We start from the raw sequence: 23,495 nt of genomic DNA, 5'->3' as shown, positions 1-23,495 counted from the left end.
AATAGCGAATTAACGAGGCCGCGCTGGCACGCCTACCAGGATCAATCCGTCAGCAGCATCGGCCACAACGGCGGCACCCGCGCCGACAACAACATCACTGCCGATCCGCACCAACTGTCGAACACTGGCGCCAATGCCAACCCAGCTTCTGGCCGCGACAACAACGCCCCCAGCCAGATTTGCTCCGGGGCTGATATGTACCCCATCGCCAAGCACACAGTCATGGTCAACGGTGGCCCCCGTATTGACGATGACACCCTGACCGAGTTCACTGTCAGCGTTAATTACCGCACCCGCGAAAATGACTGAACCAGCACCGATACGTGCATACCGGCTGATGTTAGCCGAGGGGTGCTGCAACACAGGCACATGCGCCCCGGCATTCAGTAGCTGTTGGAGTTTGGTCAAGCGGATAACGTTGTTGCCGATCCCCACAAGCACACCTTGAAACTCAGCAAGGCGTTCAATCAGTTCTTTAGTGCCGCCGATGACAGGCCAATGACCGTTAACCGCCAGCGCTGGCCAGCGGTCATCAAAGAAACTGACCTGATCCCAGCCGCAGACCTCAGCACATTCGGCAATCACCTTCCCGTGGCCGCTGGCACCCAGCACCGCAAGGTGTTTCACGAGTCGCTCCCGGTGAACTTCGACATGGTTGCCTCGCCTTCCGCACTGATGCCATCGCGCACCAGCACCTTTTTAACGGTCAGAAACAGCACCTTGATATCCAGCCAGAGCGACTGGTTATCCACGTACCAGACATCCAGCTTGAATTTCTCTTCCCAGCTCAGCGCATTGCGACCATTCACCTGCGCCCAACCGGTTACACCCGGCCGCACCTCATGCCGCCGAGCCTGCTCGGCTGAATACAGAGGCAAATACTCCATCAACAGCGGTCGCGGCCCCACCAGACTCATATCGCCTTTGAGCACGTTCCACAATTCCGGCAACTCGTCCAGGCTGGATGAGCGCAAAAACTGACCAAAGGGCGTCAAACGCTCAGCATCAGGCAGCGGGTTGCCTGATGCGTCGATGGCGTCTTTCATGGTGCGGAACTTGATCATCTCGAACGGCTTGCCATGCAAGCCGGGGCGCACCTGTCGAAATAACACTGGCGAGCCCATCTTGCGGCGGATTTGCCAAGCGACAAAACCGATCAGTGGAGAAAGCAACAACAGGATAGTACTTGAAAAAAAAACGTCCAAAAGGCGTTTCATAAAGATCAAACTCACGAAATAATCTCTGTTTACTTATAACCTAACAAATCGGCATAAAAATCGACGTAAGCGCTCCAGACCACGATTTGAGAAAAGTTCTCCATAGCCCAGCAACGTGCGCCAGAATATTGTTGCCTATACGCTTCTCTATCTCCAGAGGCTCGAATAATCTCATTTATTATTCCAGAGACATCATCGACATCAAATCTCATCCCAGAAACACCTTGAGAAATACTGTCACGTACACCAACAACATCAAGTCCCAAAGTGGGTACACCACAAGCCGCTGCCTCAAGGGCAACATTACCAAAGCCCTCTCTGTTCGATAAAAAGAGATGCAGATCAGCTCGCTGAAAGACCTGCTCTACACATGGATCATTCTCAAAATGGGTAACGCCATCAATCTCTAACAGACGCTCAACAATTTCTGAGGAACGAGCGTCCTCTATCTTACCTACAAACTCAAACTCAATAGCTGGGTTCTTAGCTTTAACCCCCCTAACGATCTTGTCGAGCTGCACTACACCCTTATCAACACAGAGCCTACCTACCGTGACCACTCGAAAAGGACCGCAATTTTCCCTCGCTGGAACAAATCTATCAATATCTACACCGTTAGAAGAACCTTTGGCGAGAACACGTGCGCATCGAGAATCAGCAACTCCCTCGTCTATGTATGAAGCCATCAAAGACGATGAAATAAAGACAACCTCATGTGAAAATCGGAACGCAATTCTGTCAAAAAACAAGAAAACATAGCGCTTAATCCCAGAAAAGTTCTCGTACACCCTACCACGAACCAAAGCAACCCTTTTTTTTTGAAAGGAGAAAGCAGATGAGAGAGATCCAAGCAACATAGCCTTAGGTGTAGAATATACTACTAGGTCAAATCTGTTCCAACAAAAGAACAAAAAAAGCGCAAACAAACAATAAAAATCTTTAAGGAGGGACGGCTTTCTTTCAAAGGGAAAGATACACACCTTACCAACTCCACGCCCCTTTAGCTTATGAATTTCATCGTTATCTCCGCCACAGATTAATGTGACATCAGCATCAAGCTCGCGCTTTATATATTCAAGCTGCCCTCTGCAAAGAACATTAAACGAAACAGCATCGGTAATCATGAAGCAAATTTTTTTCTTCATAAACTCATTAAAAACCTGTAACTAAACCACATCATGCTTACTCAAAAGGCGTGATGGGTTGTCAACGCGATGTTTAATCGGCGTGGCTGGCACACCCGCAACAATCACGTCATTAGGGGTATCTTTAGTGACAACCGAGTTAGCAGCAACGACGTTCCCTTTCCCTACATTTACGCCCGCTGCCACCACAACATGAGCAGCAAGCCAAGTACCGAAACCGATACGAATAGGAGCGGGATGCGCGCCTCCGCGCTTGACTGAACCATCCTTAAATCCGTGATTGTTAGACGACATCACGACATAAGGAGCCAACATAACCTCATCACCTATGTCTATGCGTCCAATTGCATTAATCCAACATCCCTTCGCAATGTATACGTTGTCACCTAAAAACAGCTTATTAATAGACAGAAAGGTAACATCTCGACCCAAAGTAAAGCCCTTAGGTCTATTCGGCAAAAAAAGCGAAACAAGCAGCCCTCTAAACCGAATAAAAGGACCTATATCTGGCAACCAAGATAGCGAAACGCTAATCAACCAGATAGGCATTGCGTACCTAGCCTGATACTTAAGCTCCGCTAAAAATCTATTCATGAAGACTTCCCCAAAAAGCAAACTTTCTCTCTTGAAGAACACTCTGCCCAAATTTAGATTGAACAATATCTAAATTCATTAAGCCATGCGCCTTTCTTTTATCCGCATCACTTAAAAACTCAAGAATTTTTTCTGCCAATGCCCTCGAATCAGAAACATCAACTAGAGCTTCCTTATCTAAAACTTCAGGAATCCCTCCTACTCTCGTACCGATGCACGGCATTCCCAATGCCATAGATTCAAGAAGTGCTCTAGGCATCCCTTCAGTAATGGACGGCAAGATAAAAATGTCGGCCGAGCGAATTACGCGAAAAAGTTGATCTCGATCTGTAATAGCCCCGAAAAACTCACAGCAAACACCAAGGGCAGAAGACATCCGACTCAAAGAGTCCCTTTGGCGGCCATCACCAACGAGACATAACTTCACTGGGTGTCCCTGTAAAGATAATTCATGCAAAGCTAGCATCAAGTCTGAGTGCCCCTTCTCCCCTTCTAAACGCCCAACCGAGATCAGCACCGGAAGAGGAGAGTTTAGTGAATAGTCCTTTTTTGCACTAGAAATCTCATCGAGCCTAAAGCTAGAAAAAACGTAACTGGGCCGCTTGCTACCATAAATACTTTTACAATAGTTACTCACATAACTATTTGCTTTAGAGTATCGACCCTGAATCCTAGCCAACCAATCCAAAAAAGACGCAACCATGCGAACAAATAAACTCTTACCCGCAACCCCCATTATTCCAGCCTTTATGTCACCTGGATACTCACGCAAATAAGAGCGCCGAAAAAGAAATACGAAAACCCATAGAAAATTAGAAACATTACCACTACGCAACAAGAAAAACCGATTATCACGAGCGATGCAAAACGCACAATAAATAATTTTTGGTAACACCCTTATGAGCTCGCGCGGACCAACGTAATAGGGCATAGAAGAGAACTTTACATTAGGACCAGAAGCAAGCACATAATCATCAGTAACAAACTCAACATCTTTTACTCTAGCCACGACCAACACACTATCAAAGTAAGCAAGATAATCTTCCCAATAATCATACGAAAAACTAAGTAGAGTATAGACATCGCCATTAAATCGGTAAAAGCGATGCTCTAAAGATACAACAACGTCGCGCTTCACTGGCCTTCCCTCGTGATCCCAACAGGCTTACTCGAAATAAAGCATCCACCCAAGGTCAGGACAACCAAAAAATAAAGCAGCGAGGTCCCTCTAGAACCAATGTGAAACTCTTTAACATTCATAATAAATATAAAAAAGGTCATCAAAACAATTAAATTATCCACAGAAGGGAAAGGCAACCCCTTGAAACTTGAGCGCACAATAAAAACAAAATATAAAAGCCAGCCATACAGGAGAAAAACTCCGATTATGCCAATCGCATGCAGAGCACGTACGTAGCCCACATCCGAATATATGATATTAGGAGGCACTCTGCCAAAATGCCCATCACCTAATAGCAGGTCGTGCTCTGGAAGGAAAAACATATTAATCAATGCATTGGCAGTATCATTATTACCGGCATAACCTTCAGCAGCCCAATAAAAAAAAGCCGAATCAAAAATAATATCGCGATAGAGGTATACAGCAAGAAAAGCCGTACCAACCAAGCATAAGAAAACAGAGGCATTCCTCAAACTAAAGCTAAACACACCCTTCAAAACAGCGAGGAAAGTTATTAGAACAATAAGATAAACACCTGTTCTCCCCATAAGCCCAGCGGCAATAGCAATCAAAAACATAAGAACATAATAGAATTTTGGCCTAAAAATAACAGGAACACTTAAGCCAACCAAATACACTAAAGCAAATGTAAAGGATCCAGTCGCACCACCACCTAAACTAATATCAAAAATACGGTGCCTTGTTTCAATCCAATTGAGCTGACTACCATAATCCATCACCCCCCTCAAGAACCCTTGAAACGCGGGAAAGGAAAAAGCAGCGACCACAAAAACCGAGTTTAAAGCGGTTGCGTAAATTACATCACGCAAAAGAGCCCAAACTCCACCAACATAGAAGATGTATATAAATACTAAAAAATCCGCCGCCAATAAATACACAACCAATCGTCCAACTAGCGACAGCAGCGTGAACTCTGCAAAACCCGTATACAAATAATGAACGACAGACAGAAAAAGCAGGACAGCGAGTGCACCGAGCAACTTATAAAAAGCAATGCTTCTTTTAAAGTACAGCAGCGAAACAATATTTATAGCTGCCAGGACAAAAACCGTGGCCATCATTAGATCCACATAAATCAATCTAGGCCCATAAAGCGCATTAAAAAGCAAAAAGAAGCAAAGAACTCTACGCACAATCCCTCCCTAAAGATTCAAAGGGAATTAATGATAAGTCTAGCCCGAGCAGAGTAAGTATATTTCTCACTAAACTCTGAGCGGGCATTGACAGACAATAAGCCAGCAAGCTCAGAGTCGTTCAATACCTCTTTTAAGCTTTGCTTCCAGGCGTCAACATCATTATGACCAACAAGAAGCGCGGTATAGCGATGCGTAAGAACCTCCTTTATTATATCCAGATCCGACGCAATGATTACCTTTCCAGCAGCCATATACTCAAACAACTTCATAGGGGAAGTGTACTTCCCAATGTCATCGCCATTTGCCACTATAACCTTTGGCTGATTTGGCAATAGTGCAATATCAAACTCATCAAAACATGCAGGTATCTCAGAATACGGAACCTTTCCCTTGAATATCAAATTATCAGGAACAGCACCATACCCTTTAATAGCAACATCATTCTTACTAGCACCATAAAACAAGAACTCGACGTCAGGGCATCTTCTCGCAAGGGGCAGTATAATTTCTGCGCCTTTTCCTGGATAAGCACTACCAACGTAGCCTACTACTAGCTTGCCTCTACGTTTAGTGCAATATGAGAACTTGCTATCGTCTGCAGCATCAGGCGCCACAAGGATGCTCTCAGCTATTTCTAAGCCCAAGGAGTCAACAATATCGTTTTTCAGCGCATGGCTTATAACCACCACCTTCTTCAGTAGTCCAGCTTTCAATCCTGAATCGATTAACTTCAGGCCAGCCGCTGATGGCAGTGCATGAATTTCCCATACAAAACCGACTGAATTCTTTAATGCTTCCTCAGCTACAACCTGCTGCCTAGCATAAACAAGGCCACCATTATTAGCAGCTATGGCTATGGCACGCTTAACAAAGCTCTTTCCTGCTGGGCTTACTTGCAACAACTTTCGTTGATTGATATCAGAAACATCAATACCGTAGTATTTCTTTAAATTAAAGCTCCATGTCTCACGGCGCCACAGCTTCATAGGAGTCAGCAACTCAAAGTCACAAAGCTTGCTCATGGCCTTACCAAACATAGCCAAATGGATACTCTCAGCAGAGTAAAAAGGAAAAGCTGCAAGCGTAATTAAGTAAAGCTTCAAATCATTTTCCCTTGAGTATTTTTTTCACAAAGTCATAGGTACTTGTAGCTACCAACAGCATCTTGACTGCTCGCCGAAATCTAGAGAGAATCCTTTTCTTTAAAAAAAACACCCTTACTTTTATAACTTTCCAACGCTTACCTCGTCCACGTTGATCAAGCGACGCGGAAATGGCCTCCGCATCAAGTTTATCTTTGAGATCGCCAAGCAATTCATATCTTTTCAATTTAAACTGCAAAAGCAATGGAACACTCAGGATTTTGAAGCCAAAATAATGAAAATAATTACGAGGATCCTCAACTAATTCCTGAGCGGTTTTCCCTATAATAATATATTTACGATCATCAAAGTCCAAACCATCTATAGCCTGGCTAGGAAAATCCGCATCTCCAACCAAGTCAATATCTGCCGCACTCCTTATGCCTAACAACTCGATCACAACACCATTAACCAAGCAGACTTTTCTTTTTTCTATATTAGCTTTATAAAGTTTTTTTTCTAAGCCTATCAACTTACTATCTTTTTCAGGACATGACCTAACATTTTCCGCGAACGAAAAATCAAGAAAATTCTCATTTAGGATTGCAGTCCATGCTAATTCAGTATCATCATAACCATCGCTTATGTGGATGCAATGCTTTCCAACTCTGGCAACCTTTCTTATTCGCTCCTTAAGCTCATGAAGGTCCTCATCATAACCTGGCTCAAAAACGTATAACGTCAACGTGCTCTTTCTACCCCTACATTGTTCGGCTTTATTTGCCGCACCAGAATATCCATCCTCAGGGCTACCTAACCAAGACTCTTTTGAGTATACCTGCCTAACTAGTGCTGTAGCTTGCCTCTCATCTAAGCGTATCGACTCTTTAACAAATACACCCTTGCGATCTGCAAACTCACTCTCAACGACATCTCTTTTTATGGGCCAAGCGATAGCGCATCTTATGCTGGGCTTGTAACATTGCAACGTTTGAATAGCTGTATAGAGTACATCCCACTCAACACCTCTGTCTCGAAAGAAGGTGTAGTCATACTTTCGAGCAGGCACATTTAGCTTAATACACCAAACATCGATGCCCAGCTCAATACAGCAAGCCACCCTATGAGCCCCATTCAATATTGATCCATCTGATGCCAGCGGTATGATAGATCGACAATTATCGAAGCCATTTTTTGCAAGACTTTCATAAATAGCATCAAATTCAATCAAGAAAGATTCTAAATTTTTTTTCTCTGGCTTCTCAGGCTCGGTATAACTGCCGAGTCCAAACGCTCGAATGTGCTCGTCATACAACTTAGCTGCACGATCCGGATTAGAATGACGAGCATCAAGATATGCCAACTTAATAAGCAAATCATACCGATTCGCTGTTATTAGCTGTATAGCAGGAACTTTGAATATCTCACATCTCTCGCTCAAATACGGCGCAAGCCTCGCCTCAATCAAACCACTCAACTCGGAAGCAGTAATACTCTTATTCACTATTTAACTCGTACTATCGCTGGATTTATGCCAATATTTTTTTTTACTGAAAACCAAAGCATTAAATTCCATACACCTAAAGATAAGCTGGTCCCTATTGCAGCCCCCAAGCCACCTAGTATTGGTATCAAAACAACACTAGCCAACACATTAACAACAAGACCAATAACTAGGGCTTTTAAACTTTGCAGCTCTTTACCGCACATATTTAGCAGATTCCCCACTGAACCTGTTGCGGCGTTTATCATCTGACCGATACAAATAACGACTAGTGCAGCGTACCCTTTCGCATACTCATCACCAAAAATGCAACTCAGAATAAATTCACCACCTACGATCATTATAACGGTTACGAGTGCAGCAATCGCAAAACTTACTCGCCCAGAAAAAACGACAATCTTCTCCAAGTCATACAATTTCCCTCTGCTCCAGTACTCAGAAAATCTTGGTGCGACTACTGGCCGTATCAATTGCTGGCCAAATATCACAAAGAACCCCATTTGGCTTGCAACCTTATAAATACCCACATCAGCATCGCCAGATAAAACACCGAGCATTACTATATCCAATTGCTGATTTAACACATACAACCCAGAAATCAGCGCCAGTGGCAGCGCACTTCGACTCCAACTAAGATACAAATCTGCGCTAATGCTTTTTTTTGGAAAATTAAGCTTTGGCATATTTCTCCACAGCAGCACAAACCCAACAAACATAGAAAGCATTGTTGCCAAGGCTGTCCATATCAGCGCTTCAACTTCGTTTAACTCAGCCCCATTTATCAGCAGCACTATTAGCATTATAAATAAAGCTAGCGGCTTAACTGCAAGCTCAGAAACCTGACCCGCAATCACTTTCTTTAGACCAAGCAAAATAGCCGACCTTACAGCGTTTACGCTTGAAAAAATCATAATAGCCATAACGACTACTACGCTCCAGCCTTGAAATCTCTCCCCAAAAAAATACCAACACAAAAGCAAAACCGTACAAGACAAAATCAATGTGAACAACATTGAGAAAAAAGCCCACCTCATTAAGTAAAAAAGGGAGCCATGCTCTTTCAAGCTTGTATATTTTGATACTTCTCTTATAAGAACCTCAGGAACACCCATTACAGCAGGAAGCGAGAGAATCGCAAGCATTGATATAATGAAAGAATACGACCCAAATTCTTTTGCTGTCATTAATCGAGTCAGCAGAACCGTGTTTAAAAACCCGAGACCCAACCCAATTATTTTTATATACGCACTCAGCGAAAACAGCCGCATCAAGCCCATCATTTTTTAGTGCCATTTACATTTTTCTTCGACAAGTACCATTTAATTGACTCTTCCAGCCCTTCTGCTGCTTTAAAGAAAGGATCATATCCAAGCCGACTTTTGATTTTTCCGATACTCGCTTGTGAATGCTGCACATCTCCAAGCCTTGCATTTTGATATTGAACCAGGCTTTTAACCATCAGGCTATTGGCCTCGAGCTTTTCCTTGATCACACCAAGCAACTCGTTAAGAGTCGTGCGGTCACCCACAGCGACGTTGTATACCTGATTACGCGCATCGGCAGATTGTGCTGTCGCAGCTAGCAGATTGGCTTGCACGGTGTTGTCGATATAACAAAAGTCACGACTGGTTTCGCCGTCACCGTTGATATAGACCGGCTCGCCCTGAATCATCGCAGCAGTCCATTTTGGTATTACTGCCGCATAGGCCCCATCGGGGTCCTGGCGTTTGCCAAATACGTTGAAATAACGCAGCCCGATGGTGTTGAAGCCGTAGGTTTTGGCAAAAACGTCTGCATACAGTTCGTTCACGTACTTTGTGACTGCGTACGGTGACAGCGGCTTGCCAATCACATCTTCCACTTTCGGCAACCCTGGATGGTCGCCGTAGGTGGAACTGCTGGCTGCGTAGGTAAAGCTGTCTACCTTGGCGTCGCGAGCAGCCACCAACATATTCAGGAAGCCGTCGATGTTGGTGGCGTTGGTGGTGATTGGGTCATTGATGGAGCGCGGCACTGAGCCAAGTGCGGCCTGATGCAAGACGTAGTTCACGCCTTCGCACGCCTTGCGGCAGTCATCCAGGTTACGGATATCCCCTTCGATAAAGCGAAAGCGAGCCCATTGCTCAGCGGTTACGAGGCTCTGCACTTCATCCAGATTATGTTGATAACCAGTGGCGAAGTTATCCAAACCAATGACGGTCTGATCGAGTTTGAGCAGGGTTTCCAGCAGGTTGGAGCCGATAAAGCCGGCAACACCGGTTACCAGCCAGGTTTTCGGATTTTGCGGCAAGGACTGCAGCAGTTCTTCGTAGCGGGTCATGGTGTTGGTTCCGTAAAAATGATCAAGCCGGTTCGGCCATCGGGCGAACCGGCTTTTTTCTGGTTATTGGCCGCGTTTACAGGCGCAGGTCTGACTGCCCCTCTGGCAAGACATATTTGAGGTCGTAGAGCACATGCTGTGGTTTGCCCAACTGACGGAAGTCCTGCTCGCTCATGGTCGCGAACTGTTGGTGAGCAACCGCCAGCACAACGCCGTCGTAGGCCCCGGGCTGAGGTTTGGCAATAGGGCTAATGCCGTACTCGTGCTGCGCTTCTTCTGCCGATACCCAGGGGTCGTACACATCGACCGCGATATCGTACTCGGCCAGTTCGCGCACGATGTCGATCACCTTGGTGTTGCGCAGGTCAGGGCAGTTTTCTTTGAAGGTAAAGCCCATAATCAGCACACGAGCCCCCTCGACATGAATACGCTTTTTCAGCATGCCCTTGACCAGTTGGGATACGACGTAAGCTCCCATGCTGTCGTTAAGACGGCGGCCAGCCAGAATGATTTCGGGGTGATAGCCAATGGCTTGCGCCTTGTGGGTGAGGTAATACGGGTCCACGCCGATGCAGTGACCGCCTACCAGACCGGGGCGGAACGGCAGGAAGTTCCATTTGGTTCCGGCTGCCTGAAGTACCGCTTCGGTATCAATGCCCATTTTGTTGAAGATCACCGCCAGCTCGTTGATCAGAGCAATGTTCAGGTCGCGCTGGGTGTTTTCGATCACCTTGGCCGCTTCTGCCACCTTGATGCTGGTGGCCTTGTGCGTACCTGCCGTGATCACCTGGTTATAAAGCGCATCAATCAGGTCTGCCACCTCGGGGGTAGAACCCGACGTGACCTTCTTGATGGTGGTAACCCGGTGTTGCTTGTCACCCGGATTGATGCGTTCCGGGCTGTAACCGGCAAAAAAGTCTTTATTGAAGGTCAAACCCGACACCCGCTCAAGGACGGGAATACACTCCTCCTCGGTTGCTCCTGGGTAGACGGTAGACTCGTAGACGACGATATCGCCCCGCTTGAGGGTCTTACCGATAGTCTCAGATGCCTTGCGCAGGGGGGTTAGATCCGGTTGTTTGTGCTCATCGATAGGCGTGGGCACGGTGACAATATAGACGTTGGCACCTTCAAGGCCGGCTGTATCAGCCGTATAAGAAAGGTGCGCAGCCTCCTGCAGTTCCTGATCAGAGACTTCCAGCGTGCTGTCATGGCCTGCGCGCAGCGCATCGATACGCGCCTGGTTGATATCAAAGCCGATAACCGGGCGCTGTTTACCAAACTCGACCGCGAGCGGCAAACCAACATAGCCGAGGCCAATGATCGCGAGTTTGATGTCTTCCAGTTTGTGCATGCTGTTATCCGTATTGCGTTGACTATATATAGAAGAAGAGTCGATGCACCGTTGGCCGCACCCACACTGGCGCGACCAACGGTGCAATTGAATTACTCCACCGTGACCGATTTGGCCAGATTACGGGGCTTGTCCACATCGGTGCCCTTGATCAGCGCGACATGGTAACTGAGTAGCTGTAACGGGATGGTATACAGAACCGGAGAAACAGTTTCGTACACCCAGGGCATACCGATATGGGTGATGCCCTCGCCGTCATCGAGTGTGGCGCGTTCGCAAGCAAAGTTGATCAGTTGCCCCCCACGGGCTCGCACTTCCTGCAGATTGGATTTGAGCTTATCCAGCAGGCTGTCGCTGGGCGCAACACTGACCACCGGCATGTCCTCATCAACCAGCGCCAGCGGGCCATGCTTCAGCTCGCCAGCCGCGTAGGCTTCGGCATGAATATAGGAGATTTCCTTGAGCTTGAGGGCACCTTCCATCGCAATCGGATAGTGGCAACCACGCCCGAGAAACAGCGCATGATGCTTGGCCTGAAACTGTTCGGCCAGTTGCGCAATCGCAGGGTCGAGCTCCAGCACCTCACGAATGCGCGCAGGCAAGCTGCGCAGGGCGCGAACGTTCGCCGCAATCATCTCTGGGGCACGGTCACGAACCTGGGCCAACGCAGTGGTGAGCCAGAGCAATGCCGCTAACTGAGTGGTGAAGGCTTTGGTAGAGGCAACGCCAATCTCTGGCCCTGCGTGGGTCAGCAGCCGCCAGTCTGCCTCTCGTACCAGTGAGCTGCCGGGCACGTTACAGATAGCCAGCGTACCCAGGTAGCGCTGCTCGCGCGCGTAGCACATAGCGGCCAGGGTGTCCGCCGTCTCGCCAGACTGGGAAATGGCAATCAGCAAGGTACCTTCCGGCACGCATACCTGCCGATAGCGGTACTCACTGGCCACTTCAACCTGGCAAGGCAGGCCGGTCTGCTCTTCCAGCCAATAGCGCGCCACCAGGCCTGCGTGATAACTGGTGCCGCAAGCAACGATATGAATGTTACGGATATCCGCCAGCTTGCCTTCCGCGCCGGGCCCAAGCGCAGCGGTGAGCACATGGTCTTCCGCCAGCAAACCGTCGAGGGTGTCGGCGATAGCGCCCGGCTGCTCATGAATTTCCTTGAGCATGAAGTGCGGGTACTCGCCTTTGTCCATGCTCAGCGCAGCATGCTGATATTGCTGTGCCGCATACTGAACCGGCTGGTTCTGTCGGTTCCATATCTGGCAGTCGTTTAGGGTCAGGCGGGCGTGCTCGCCTTCCTGCATATAGATGAAGCGGTCCGTCACCTGCAGCAGCGACAACGGGTCGGAGCCGATAAAATGCTCACCACTGCCCACGCCGATCACCAGCGGGCTGCCCATGCGGGCGCAGTAGAGGGTGTCGGGCTCATCCTGATGAATGATGCCAAGGGCAAAGGCGCCATGCAGCTCAGCGAGTGTGCAGCGCAGCGCACTGAGCATATCCTGTTGGCGGCTGTAATGATGCCCAAGCAGGTGCGCGACCACCTCGGTATCGGTCTCCGAGGCAAAGACATATCCGAGCTCCTGCAGGCGCAGGCGCAAGGACTGATGATTCTCGATGATGCCGTTGTGCACCACCGCCAGACGGTCAGACAAATGCGGGTGGGCATTTTTCTCAGTCGCCTTACCGTGCGTCGCCCAACGGGTATGGGCGATGCCCAGCGACCCGCTGAGCGCAGAGTGCTGGAGCTGTTGCTCAAGCTCAGCCACCTTGCCGACCGAGCGGACACGCTCAACGAGGCCAGGCAAGCCGACGACAGCGACACCCGCAGAGTCATAACCACGGTATTCCAGCCGGCGCAGCCCTTCGAGCAAAATGGGCGTTACATTTCGAGAAGCGATGCCACCAACGATTCCACACATACCATCAATATTCCTTTTGCACGACTCGCGCCCCCTGCGGGACAGTAGTCATCGGCCGTTCGAGCAAGGCACCGCCGCTTGGTTCAGCTGCAACGATCAAACAGCGCAGACAAAACCTGAAAACCACGACTGGCTCACACCCGAAAACCGGCTGAACACGTCTAGCATGCGTCTTTAACAGCTAAAAATAGATGGCTCTTAGATGGCTCTTCGCCACCCACCATAAGCAAAAGCCCGGGGATGATACCGAGCCGAAGAAAGGGCAGGCAAGCAACTTTTTGACGCAGTCATACGCCGGAATTCTAACAGTCAGGTTCGGCGCTACGGCAATAATGCAAATGCACTAATTGAGCGTTTTTTTACGACAAGCGCTCCCCGCCGCGCTCCTGCCCGGCGACCACAATCTCTGTCTGCCAGCCACGCGCCTGGATGGCCGTCCGCAGCCTGTCTGCCAATACCGACTTGGCCTGCTGATCACCATGCACCAGCACGACCCTGCCAGCACCACCGGCAATGCCTGTGGCAAACTCAACCAGCCCCGCCTGATCGGCGTGGGCAGAGTACCCGCCTAACGAATGCACCCCCGCCCGAATGAAATAACGCTGCCCTTCCAGCTCCACATAGCCACCCTGCGCCCCATATTTCTGAATGGCATGGCCGGGCGTCCCTTTGGCCTGATAACCAACAAACAACACGTTATGTCGCGGCTCGCCCAGCATGGATTTCAGGTAATTGACTACGCGCCCCGCGTTACACATGCCACTGCCGGTGATGACCACCGCTGGCTGCAGGGTGGTGGTCAGACGGTTGACCATGCGCTGGTGCTGGGCATGGGTTTCGACCTTGAGCAACTGCTCGAAACCCAAAGGGCGTCGACCGCTCTCGGCTCGCTCACGGGCCTGCGCACTCCAGCTCTCGCGCAGCTCCCGATAAAGCGCCGTAAAGCGCCCTGCCAGAGGAGCGTCGAGGATGACAGGGATACGCCGCCAAGCCGGCGCGTCATGCATGATGCCCTCCAGCTCGTACAACAATTCCTGCGTACGACCAATACTGAAAGCAGGCACAATGACGGTACCGCCGTCGGCCAGCGCCCGTTCCAGCACCCCTTGCAGGCGCGCCCGACGGCTATGTCGGTCTTCGTGCAGGCGATCCCCGTAGGTGCTCTCCAGCACCAGCAGGTCGGCCGATTCAGGCGCGTGGGGCGGGTCCAGCAATGGCGCACCAGCAGCGCCGAGATCCCCCGAGAACACCACCCGTCGCCTGCGTTGCTCCGTCGGGTACCACAGGTCGAGCTCAACGTAGGCCGAGCCGAGAATATGCCCAGCAGGCTGAAATCGAACCCGACAGTGAATATCCTCGCGGATAAGTATCGGCACCCAGCATCCATAGGGGTGGCCGAGCAACTGACTCTTGACCGCGCCCACATACTGCGATGCGAGGGCCGCATCTGGCCGCACTCCAACCTTGAAGGCATCTTCAAGCACCACCGGCAACAACACAGCAGATGCCTCAGTGGCATGAATCTGCTGCCGAAAGCCCGCCGCGAGTAGCCAGGGTAAGCGTCCAACGTGGTCAACATGCACATGCGTCACCAGCAAGGCATGCACGGTGTCGAGTGCAAATTCGATAGCCAGCCGGTCCTGCCCTGCGCCACCACCAGAGGCTTCAGCCCCCTGGAACAGCCCGCAATCAATCAACAGACTGTCGGTCTCGGTCATCCACAACTGGTGACAAGACCCGGTGACACCATCAACCGCGCCATGATGCTGCACCCACGGATAGCGCTCAGTACGCATTAGCAAACTCCCTTTGCCCGTTTTTGGGGCCACAGCGTACGCCAGCGGACCAATCACAAGGGTGAACCAGTCCGCATCCAGCAACGCAAGTCGACCATTGCCGCAGGTTGCGTTCGTCGCCACCTGAATACCCAGCAAACGCAGCAACCTGCGGCCGCTTCCCTTCTGAACACCGCGCATACCGGGCGTTCATGCTGGATGTGCAGCCACGCACACGATCACAGCGGCCCGTCGCCCGCTCTGGCGAGTAGGATCAATGGCGTCAGATTTACAGCATTGGCAGTTTCCATCCGCGCTGCAGCTGCTATCATGCCCACCAAACCGGGTGGGCGATGGCGGCGTCAGGACGCCACCCAAGCAATGACGCCCCGAGTATTGGCAAAGGCTTGCGAACCGCATGATCAAGAAAATTCTGGTTGTCTGCGTCGGCAATATCTGCCGCAGCCCCACGGCAGAGGCGCTATTGCAGAGCAAACTGGCCAGCAAGGGCATTGCCGTCAGCTCAGCCGGCTTGGGCGCGCTGGTTGGCAAGCCGGTAGACAGCTCTGCAGCCCAGGTCATGGCGGCAGCGGGCCTTGCCTTGCCGGACCACCAGGCCCGCCAGTTGACGCCTGCCATGCTGCACGAGGCTGACCTGATCCTGGCCATGGAGTCGCGTCACCTGCAGAAGATTCACAGCCTGGCACCCGAGGCGCGCGGCAAGGCGCTGTTGCTGGGCAAGTGGCTGGACAATGCAGAGGTGCCTGACCCCTACCGCCAGCAGTTGCCCGCATTCGAACACGTATTCAAGATTATGGATAAAGCGACTGATGCCTGGTTGCGCTATCTTTAAACGCTCCACACCCTTAGCCTCACTCTGTCACGGAACCTGATTGTTGATGCAGAACAGCACCCCCGCCGCACCAAACAGCCAAGATGAGATCGACCTGCTGGCCCTGCTAGGTGCGCTTATCGACCACAAGCTGACTATTATTATCTGCACGCTGGGCTTTGCCTTTGCAGGCATTGCCTATGCGCTGCTCGCGACCCCGATTTACCGGGCTGACGCAGTCATCCAGATAGAGGAAAAGTCAGGCGGCCTGGGCGGGCTGCTGGGTGACGCTGGCGCAGCCGACATGTTTGCCGGCACCAGCGCGGCAGCGACCGAAATCGAGCTGTTGAAGTCACGCAAGGTGATCGGTCAAACCGTTGAGAACCTCAAACTCGACGTGGTGGCAGAGCCCAAGCTCATGCCGGTAATTGGTTCGTTCTTCTATCGTCGCTATACGCCGACCGAGCAACAGCCGGTTGCCTCGCCACTGCTGGGCATGAATAGCTACGCCTGGGGCGGTGAGGCGCTTGAGGTATTCCAGCTGGAAGTGCCTGGCGCCTACGAGGGCAAACAGCTCATTTTGCGGGCTGGTGAGCAAGGCCAGTTCTCGCTGCTCAATGACGACGACGAGCTGCTGGTGCAGGGCCAAGTCGGCGCGCAGGTAGAAGAGCACGGCTTCCGCATCCAGATTGCCCGGCTGACGGCTAACCCGGGCACCGAATTCCTGGTAACCAAACGCAACAGCCTCACCACAACGCTGAACTACCAGCGCGATATCGGGGCCAGCGAGAAAGGTCGAGATTCCGGCATTCTGCTGCTGAACCTTGAAAGCCCCCACCCAGCTGCCGCCGCTCGCATCCTCGACGAAGTCAGCCGCCTGTATGTGCTGCAGAACGTCGAACGCAAGTCTGCAGAGGCTCAGCAGAGCCTGGACTTTCTGAAAGAGCAGCTGCCTACCGTCCGCCGCCAACTGGAAGCCGCCGAGCAGGCACTGAATACGTACCAAGCAAAATCCGGCTCGGTAGACATTACCCTCGAGACCCAGGCCGTGCTGGACCAGGTGGTAGAGCTGGACACCTCCATCTCCGAACTGCAACTCAAACGCTCGGAAATGGAACGCCGTTTTACCCGCCAGCACCCTAGCTACCAAGCCCTGATGGAACAGCTGAACCAGCTGAACAGCCGTCGCAAGCAACTGGTTGACCGCGTCGGCGACCTGCCTGCCACCCAGCAGGAGCTGCTACGCCTGTCGCGTGACGTTAAGGTCAGCACCGAAATCTACACCGCCATGCTCAACACCTCGCAGGAGCTGGATGTGGTGCGCGCAGGCACCGTCGGCAACGTCCGCATTATCGACAACGCTGTGGTCGATACCAGCCAGCCGGTCAAACCGAAGAAAGCGTTGGTCGTGGTTCTCGCGACCCTGCTTGGGGCCATGCTGGGCGTCGCCATCGCGCTGCTGCGCCATGCGCTCAACCGCGGCATTGAAAACCCGGAGCTGCTCGAACAGATCGGCCTGCCAGTCTATGCCTCTGTGCCGTTCAGCAAGGATCAGCAACAGATCGAACGCAACGCCAAGGGCAAAACGGTTTCCCACAATTCGCAATTGCTGGCCGCCACCAACCCGGCCGACTTGTCGATTGAAGCATTGCGCAGCCTGCGCACCAGCCTGCACTTCGCCATGATGGAAGCACGTAACAACGTGCTGATGATCTCCGGCCCGAGCCCGAGCGTAGGCAAGTCGTTTATTTCGACCAACCTGGCCGCCATCGTTGCCCAGGCAGGGCAGAAAGTGGTGCTGATTGATGGCGATATGCGCAAGGGCTACGCTCACAAGCTAATGAGCCTGCCGGCTGAGCCGGGCCTGTCCAATCTGCTGGTGAGTACGCACACCCTGGCAGACGTGCTGCACAAGAGCGAGGTGCCGAACCTGCACTTTCTCCCGCGTGGCATGATTCCGCCGAACCCGTCAGAACTTTTGATGCACGAGAACTTCGAGTCACTGCTGAAACAATTGAGTGGTATGTATGACTTGGTGATTGTCGATACGCCGCCGATTCTGGCCGTGACTGACGCCGCGCTGGTCGGCCGCTTGGCTGGCACCAGCCTGATTGTGTCGCGCTTTGGCCTGAACCCGGTGAAAGAAGTGGAGCAAACCCTGCAACGCTTCCGCAACAACGGTGTCGAAATCAAAGGTGCCATTTTCAATGCGGTAGAAAAAAAGGCCTCTGCCTACGGCTATGGCAACTATGGTTACTATCAGTACGAATACAAGTCTGATGGCAAGTAACACAATCGCACTTCCATTGAGGGAGTGCTTGCGTATAATCGGTTAAAACCCACCCTTGAAGGTACAGGGAGTTATTGATATGAAAAAACAAGCGATTGCTATCGTTGCCAGCACCCTGCTGCTGGTGTCTGGCGTGTCCTTTGGGCAAGACGCTGGAGCAAGCGGCGGCGCGGCGGCTGTAAATACTGGTGGTGCTGGTGCTGGTGCTGCTAGTACTACTGGTGCCGTTGGAGGAATCGGTGTCGGTGGCATCGCTGTTGGTGCAGCGGCAGCGGCTGGCGCAGCCGCCGCAGCAGCCCAAGGCGGTGGTGGCGGCAATAGTGGCACTACTGGCTCCACCGGTTCCAACTAAGCACGGGCTTTCGAGCCACTCGAAGCCATCTGACCGCTCTTATCAGATGGCTTTTTTGTTACCTCCTGTTAACAACGCGAATAAGATCAAAACCTATGAATCGCCTTCCTCTCGCTGCACTGAGCCTCTCAGCCCTGTTTCTGCAAGCCTGCATGTTCTCCCCCGGCATGCACATGGATACGGACCGGTTGCTGACCGAAGACTCTGCCGAGGAAAGCCTGGTTCAAATGGTACAGATCACCCCCAAGGTGTTGATTCAGGAGCAGGCCGTACAGCCTAATCGCACGGTTCCAGCCGCACTGCTTGATTACGCGCCAGACAACTATCGCCTTGGCCCGAACGACGGTCTGTTCATTACCGTCTGGGATCACCCGGAACTGACCGTGCCGGGCGGCCAGCAACAGGCTACCGAAGCCAACGCCCGTGTTGTGCGGGACGATGGCACGCTCTTCTATCCGTTTATCGGCAGCGTACAGGTTGCCGGCATGACCCAGGAGGAGCTGCGCAAGGTCATTACCCAGCGCCTGTCGCGCTATATTGAACAGCCCCAGGTCGACATCAATATCATTGGCTATAACAGCCAGAAGGTCACCCTGAGCGGGGCCTTTATGCAGCCCGGTTTTCGCACCATCACCTCGCAACCACTCACATTGCTGCAGGCGGTTGGTGAGGCTGGCATCGATAGCGAGCGCGCAGACCTGTCGCACTTGAACCTGATCCGTGACGGGCAGGTATACACCCTCGACTACGACTACCTCACCAGCCACCCAAGCGAAGTGGGTAGCGTCTACCTCAAGGCCGGCGATAAGCTCCATCTGGGCCTGAACGATGCCCGCAAGGTATTCGTTATGGGTGAAGTAGCGCGCCCAGCTGCACTGTCCTACAGCACCAGCCGCATGACACTCAGCGAAGTGCTGGCAACGGTCGGCGGCCCCTCACCGGCGACCTCCAGCGGCCGCGAAGTCTACGTCATCCGTGGCGTGGAGAACCTGGAAACCGAGAAAGCCACCATTTTCCAGCTCAACGCCCAATCGCCGTCAGCATTCATCCTGGCAGACCAGTTTGAGATGCGCCCACAGGACGTTGTGTTCGTTGGTGCAGCAGGTATCACCCGCTGGAACCGCTTTGTCAGCCAGCTGTTCCCCAGCGCCAACATTCTTGGTACCGCCGTTCGAGTGGGTAGCGACTACAACGACATTCGCAACGACAACTGAAAGGCCTGACCGTGAGTCCTTTTCTGCGCTCAGGCTTGCTGCTGCTTGCAGCCTTGCCCCTGGCGGCCTGCAATTCGCTGACGGCTGACTCGGTAGCCACCTTCCGGGTCTTGGCTGACGGTAAACTCAACCGCATCTCGCCTGAGCAAATCAACAATCCCAAGGCTGATACGCTGTTTATCGCGGCGGGCCGCGCAGAAGGTTTGTACGTTGCCCCCGCAGGCAGCAGCGGTGTTGTCCAGTGGTACGGCCTGACCGAGCAGCTCGAAACCCAATACGGACGAATCACCCAACTGGTGGGCTTGGAAACGGACGTTAACGCGCCTCTGAACCAGGACGACCCCTTTGTGCAAGGACTGCTTACCGTCGCCGACGGCACCGAAGTGGTGCGCTCGGTCGATCTGCCGCTGACCTACCAGACCGGCCTGCAGCAGATCGCGACCTACTATCGCGGCCCGCTTGAGCAGTTCACCTCGGAACCCGGGCAGCCATACCAACGGATCGACGAGCACGTCCGCATGCCCGATCTCGGCTTCGAGACAACCAACTACTACTGGGTTGACCCGGCGACGGGCAGAGTGCGCCGCAGCATTCAGCAACCCGCCCCCGGAATGCTGACTATGGATATGCTGTTTAGCTATCAGCCAGCCCAGGGTGAACAGCCTTGAAACGTCATCTGATTACCGCACTTCTGGCTGGCGTTCTGTGTACCGGACCAGTCATGGCTCAAGAGCTGCTGGTTGAAGGCGCCGTCGCCTCTCCCGGACGTTATCTTTGGCGCGATGATCTGCGCCTGCTTGATCTGACAACGGCCGTCAGGCCGACGGCGGATGCCTGGCCGCTCGGTGCCGCGCTACTACGCCAAAGCGCACGCCAAGAGCAACGCAAACTCAAGGCCGGTGTGCTTTTTGACCTTCACACGGCGCGTGTTAACGCAGGCCGTATAGAGGATCCATCGCTGACCGCACTGCTCGAGCGCCAGCTGCAGCAGATTACCCGAATGGCTGTCACTGGTCGTATCCAGGCCGAGATGAATCCGTTAAAGCAACGATTGCTTGCGTACAACCCGCTGCTGGAGCCTGGCGACCATATTGTGTACCCAACCCGGTCATCCACCATCCGTCTGACCGGGGCGGTAATTGAGGAATGCGTAACGGCGTTTGTCCCGGCACAGCCCGCAGCCGCCTACCTGGACAGCTGCCCACGTCACTGGGCTGCTGACCGTGACTATATTTATCTGATTCAGCCCGATAGCACCGTGCAGCGACTCGGCGTCGCGTCCTGGAACAGCGACGATGGCTGGCTGGCGACAGGCGGCACGCTTTACGTACCCTTTCATCCCGCCCTGTTTGGTGAGAGCGGCAATGATTTCAACGATGAAATGGCAGCACTGCTTGCAACCCAGTACACCGGCCTAGAGGCGACTGCCGCAGATGAGTAAAACGCTTCTTCGCCTGGTTACCGTGTCCGCGCTGCCGTTGGTGGCCGCTAGCGCCTCCTGCGCTCTGGCCGACGAGAATCCGCGCTACCGCGCCACCCAGCACAATTATGGCGGCGTTGGCCTACTGCAGACGCCCACTGCCCGAATGGCCCCCGAAGGCGAGTTCAGCTTTACCGCAAACCGCACCTCGCCTTACACCCGCTACAGCATTTCGGTGCAGCCACTGCCTTGGCTGGAAAGCACCATCCGCTACATTGATATCAGCAACATCAATTACGGTAGCGAGGACTTCAGCAGTCAGAGTCTGAAAGACAAGGCGATCGACGCCAAGTTTCGACTCTGGCAAGAAAGCCGCTGGCTACCTCAAGTGGCCCTGGGCTTCCGGGACGTTGGCGGTACGGGGCTGTTCTCCAGCGAATTTGTCGTCGCCAACAAGCGCTTCTACGACCTTGACTTCAGCTTGGGTGTGGCCTGGGGTTACATCGGCAACAGGGGCGATTTCGGTAACCCGCTGTCGGTCATCAGTGACAGCTTCGATGACCGCGCCAGAAACGACGACCCGGGCGGTACGCTGAACACCAGCAGCTACTTCAGCGGCCGCCCCAGCATTTTTGGCGGCGTTGAGTACCAGACACCCTGGGATGACCTGCGGCTGAAAGTGGAACTTGATGGCAACGATTACAAATCCGAGCCTTTTCAGAACAACCAGGAGCAGGACTCCCCCATCAACGTGGGCGTTCTGTACAGCCTGGCCGACTGGGCAGATGTCACTGTGGGCTGGGAGCGCGGCAACACCGCCATGTTCGGCATCACGATGCACACCAACCTGCGGACAATGCAACGCCCGCCAAAAGTGCTCGATCCAGCGCCAGAGGCACGCCGCGCACTGCCGGCAGGTGTAAGGGGTGCCAACGTTGATTGGGCCAACATCAGCGAGCGCCTGAGCGCTAACGCGGGCATCAAGGTTGAAAGCATCGCAGTCAAGGATGATGAAGTCATCATTACCGGCGAACAGACCACCTACCGAAGCGACGCCGAAGGTATGAGCCGTGCCGCCCGGGTGCTGGATAACAGCCTCGGTGAAGGCACGTACGACTGGTATACGCTGGTACACAAGCCCTATGGCATGGCACTGAATGAGACCAGCATCAACGCAGAAACCCTGCGCCAGTATGAGCAGTTTGAAGCCGATCAGCGCGCCCTGCGCTATCACATGGTCAACGCCGTTCCGTCGACACAGGAAACCGAAGAGGTCTATGCTGAAGAGCTTGACCGGTTCAACGCAGGCCTGGCGCTCGGCTATCGTCAGAACGTCGGCGGGCCAGACAATTTCATCCTGTACCAGTTCCTGTTGCGCGCCAATGCCCAGTTCTATTTTGACCGTAACAAGTGGCTCGACGGCACCGTGGGCATTAACCTGCTCAACAACTATGACCAGTTCGAATACGACGGCCCGAGTAACCTGCCGCGCGTACGGACCGATCTGCGCCAGTACCTCACTACCTCAGACGTACAGCTAAACCGGCTGCAGTACACGCAGACCGAACAGATCAACCGCGACTGGTTCGGCATGGCCTACGCCGGTCTGCTGGAAGACATGTACGGCGGCTTGGGCGGTGAAGTGCTGTATCGGCCGCACGGCGTCGACTGGGCGGTCGGTGTCGACGTCAACTGGGTCAAGCAGCGTGGCTACGCACAGGAATTCAGTTTCCGCGACTATTCGACGCTGACCGGCCACATCACTGGTTACCTGCGAACCGGCTTCCACGACGTCTTGATCAAGGGCAGCGTCGGACGTTATCTGGCGGGTGACATCGGCGGCACCATCGACCTGTCTCGACGCTTCCGCAACGGCGTTGTAATGGGCGGCTGGGCGACCATGACCGACGTCTCCAAGGAAGAGTTCGGCGAGGGTAGTTTCGACAAGGGTGTTTACATTCAAATACCGTTCGATGCGTTCTTCCTTGGCTCGACCAAGTCCGTAGCCAACCTGGCCTGGAACCCGTTGACCCGGGACGGTGGTGCCAAGCTCTGGCGCAACTATGAGCTGTACCAGCTGACCGAGGAGCGGGATCTGGATCTGTTCGACAACAGCTTCCAGAACCTGTCGCGTTGA

At 52.8% G+C, this 23,495-nt stretch carries 20 protein-coding genes; 7 read left to right on the top strand and 13 right to left on the bottom strand.

Going from position 1 to position 23,495, the window contains the following annotated elements; all coding sequences use genetic code 11:
- Positions 1 to 9 precede the first annotated feature (9 nt).
- The 13 genes from C1949_RS09430 to C1949_RS09370 form a co-directional block, all read right to left on the bottom strand.
- Positions 10 to 627, bottom strand: a complete 618-nt coding sequence (locus C1949_RS09430) for an acetyltransferase (protein ID WP_104738227.1) — start codon at positions 625 to 627, stop codon at positions 10 to 12.
- Positions 624 to 1,217, bottom strand: a complete 594-nt coding sequence (locus tag C1949_RS09425) for a sugar transferase (protein WP_104738226.1) — start codon at positions 1,215 to 1,217, stop codon at positions 624 to 626. The genes C1949_RS09430 and C1949_RS09425 overlap by 4 nt, the downstream gene beginning before the upstream one ends.
- Before the next feature lie 29 nt (positions 1,218 to 1,246).
- A complete protein-coding gene (locus C1949_RS09420; protein ID WP_104738225.1) occupies positions 1,247 to 2,362 on the bottom strand; it encodes a glycosyltransferase in 1,116 nt (371 codons plus the stop codon).
- A gap of 21 nt (positions 2,363 to 2,383) precedes the next feature.
- Positions 2,384 to 2,956 (bottom strand): acyltransferase, encoded by a 573-nt coding sequence (locus C1949_RS09415; protein WP_104738224.1) that lies wholly within the window; start codon positions 2,954 to 2,956, stop codon positions 2,384 to 2,386.
- Positions 2,949 to 4,094 (bottom strand): glycosyltransferase, encoded by a 1,146-nt coding sequence (locus tag C1949_RS09410; protein WP_104738223.1) that lies wholly within the window; start codon positions 4,092 to 4,094, stop codon positions 2,949 to 2,951. The genes C1949_RS09415 and C1949_RS09410 overlap by 8 nt, the downstream gene beginning before the upstream one ends.
- Positions 4,091 to 5,290 (bottom strand): hypothetical protein, encoded by a 1,200-nt coding sequence (locus C1949_RS09405; RefSeq protein WP_146040305.1) that lies wholly within the window; start codon positions 5,288 to 5,290, stop codon positions 4,091 to 4,093. The genes C1949_RS09410 and C1949_RS09405 overlap by 4 nt, the downstream gene beginning before the upstream one ends.
- 17 nt (positions 5,291 to 5,307) lie before the next feature.
- Positions 5,308 to 6,396 (bottom strand): glycosyltransferase family 4 protein, encoded by a 1,089-nt coding sequence (locus C1949_RS09400; RefSeq protein WP_104738221.1) that lies wholly within the window; start codon positions 6,394 to 6,396, stop codon positions 5,308 to 5,310.
- Between the two features lies 1 nt (position 6,397).
- A complete protein-coding gene (locus tag C1949_RS19265) occupies positions 6,398 to 7,879 on the bottom strand; it encodes a ParB N-terminal domain-containing protein (protein ID WP_146040304.1) in 1,482 nt (493 codons plus the stop codon).
- Positions 7,879 to 9,159, bottom strand: coding sequence for a flippase (locus C1949_RS09390; protein ID WP_104738219.1), 1,281 nt, complete (start codon positions 9,157 to 9,159; stop codon positions 7,879 to 7,881). The genes C1949_RS19265 and C1949_RS09390 overlap by 1 nt, the downstream gene beginning before the upstream one ends.
- Positions 9,156 to 10,199: an NAD-dependent epimerase/dehydratase family protein gene (locus C1949_RS09385; RefSeq protein ID WP_104738218.1), complete on the bottom strand. Its 1,044-nt coding sequence runs from the start codon at positions 10,197 to 10,199 to the stop codon at positions 9,156 to 9,158. The genes C1949_RS09390 and C1949_RS09385 overlap by 4 nt, the downstream gene beginning before the upstream one ends.
- Positions 10,200 to 10,275: 76 nt before the next feature.
- The gene (gene tviB, locus C1949_RS09380; RefSeq protein ID WP_104738217.1) at positions 10,276 to 11,553 is read right to left on the bottom strand and encodes a Vi polysaccharide biosynthesis UDP-N-acetylglucosamine C-6 dehydrogenase TviB; all 1,278 of its coding nucleotides are present in this window, start codon (positions 11,551 to 11,553) and stop codon (positions 10,276 to 10,278) included.
- Between the two features lie 92 nt (positions 11,554 to 11,645).
- Positions 11,646 to 13,475, bottom strand: coding sequence for a glutamine--fructose-6-phosphate transaminase (isomerizing) (glmS, locus tag C1949_RS09375; RefSeq protein ID WP_104738216.1), 1,830 nt, complete (start codon positions 13,473 to 13,475; stop codon positions 11,646 to 11,648).
- Between the two features lie 359 nt (positions 13,476 to 13,834).
- Positions 13,835 to 15,271, bottom strand: coding sequence for an MBL fold metallo-hydrolase (locus C1949_RS09370; protein ID WP_170063046.1), 1,437 nt, complete (start codon positions 15,269 to 15,271; stop codon positions 13,835 to 13,837).
- 397 nt (positions 15,272 to 15,668) lie between these two features.
- On the opposite strand from C1949_RS09370, the gene C1949_RS09365 reads away from it, so the two are divergent.
- From C1949_RS09365 to C1949_RS09335, 7 genes are all read left to right on the top strand, one after another.
- Positions 15,669 to 16,103 (top strand): low molecular weight protein-tyrosine-phosphatase, encoded by a 435-nt coding sequence (locus tag C1949_RS09365; RefSeq protein WP_104738215.1) that lies wholly within the window; start codon positions 15,669 to 15,671, stop codon positions 16,101 to 16,103.
- A 46-nt stretch (positions 16,104 to 16,149) separates the two neighbouring features.
- Positions 16,150 to 18,372: a polysaccharide biosynthesis tyrosine autokinase gene (locus C1949_RS09360; RefSeq protein ID WP_104738214.1), complete on the top strand. Its 2,223-nt coding sequence runs from the start codon at positions 16,150 to 16,152 to the stop codon at positions 18,370 to 18,372.
- A 79-nt stretch (positions 18,373 to 18,451) separates the two neighbouring features.
- Positions 18,452 to 18,724 (top strand): hypothetical protein, encoded by a 273-nt coding sequence (locus tag C1949_RS19415; protein ID WP_170063045.1) that lies wholly within the window; start codon positions 18,452 to 18,454, stop codon positions 18,722 to 18,724.
- 95 nt (positions 18,725 to 18,819) lie between these two features.
- Positions 18,820 to 19,938, top strand: a complete 1,119-nt coding sequence (locus C1949_RS09350) for a polysaccharide biosynthesis/export family protein (RefSeq protein WP_104738212.1) — start codon at positions 18,820 to 18,822, stop codon at positions 19,936 to 19,938.
- Between the two features lie 11 nt (positions 19,939 to 19,949).
- A complete protein-coding gene (locus C1949_RS09345) occupies positions 19,950 to 20,606 on the top strand; it encodes a YjbF family lipoprotein (RefSeq protein WP_170063044.1) in 657 nt (218 codons plus the stop codon).
- Positions 20,607 to 20,659: 53 nt separating this feature from the next.
- Complete coding sequence (locus C1949_RS09340) at positions 20,660 to 21,379, top strand: capsule biosynthesis GfcC family protein (RefSeq protein WP_104738210.1); 720 nt, start codon at positions 20,660 to 20,662, stop codon at positions 21,377 to 21,379.
- Positions 21,372 to 23,495: a YjbH domain-containing protein gene (locus C1949_RS09335; RefSeq protein ID WP_104738209.1), complete on the top strand. Its 2,124-nt coding sequence runs from the start codon at positions 21,372 to 21,374 to the stop codon at positions 23,493 to 23,495. The genes C1949_RS09340 and C1949_RS09335 overlap by 8 nt, the downstream gene beginning before the upstream one ends.

Source organism: Halopseudomonas oceani, from assembly GCF_002903165.1.
Taxonomy (GTDB): Bacteria; Pseudomonadota; Gammaproteobacteria; order Pseudomonadales; family Pseudomonadaceae; genus Halopseudomonas; species Halopseudomonas oceani.
This window is presented reverse-complemented; position numbering and strand designations above follow the sequence as displayed.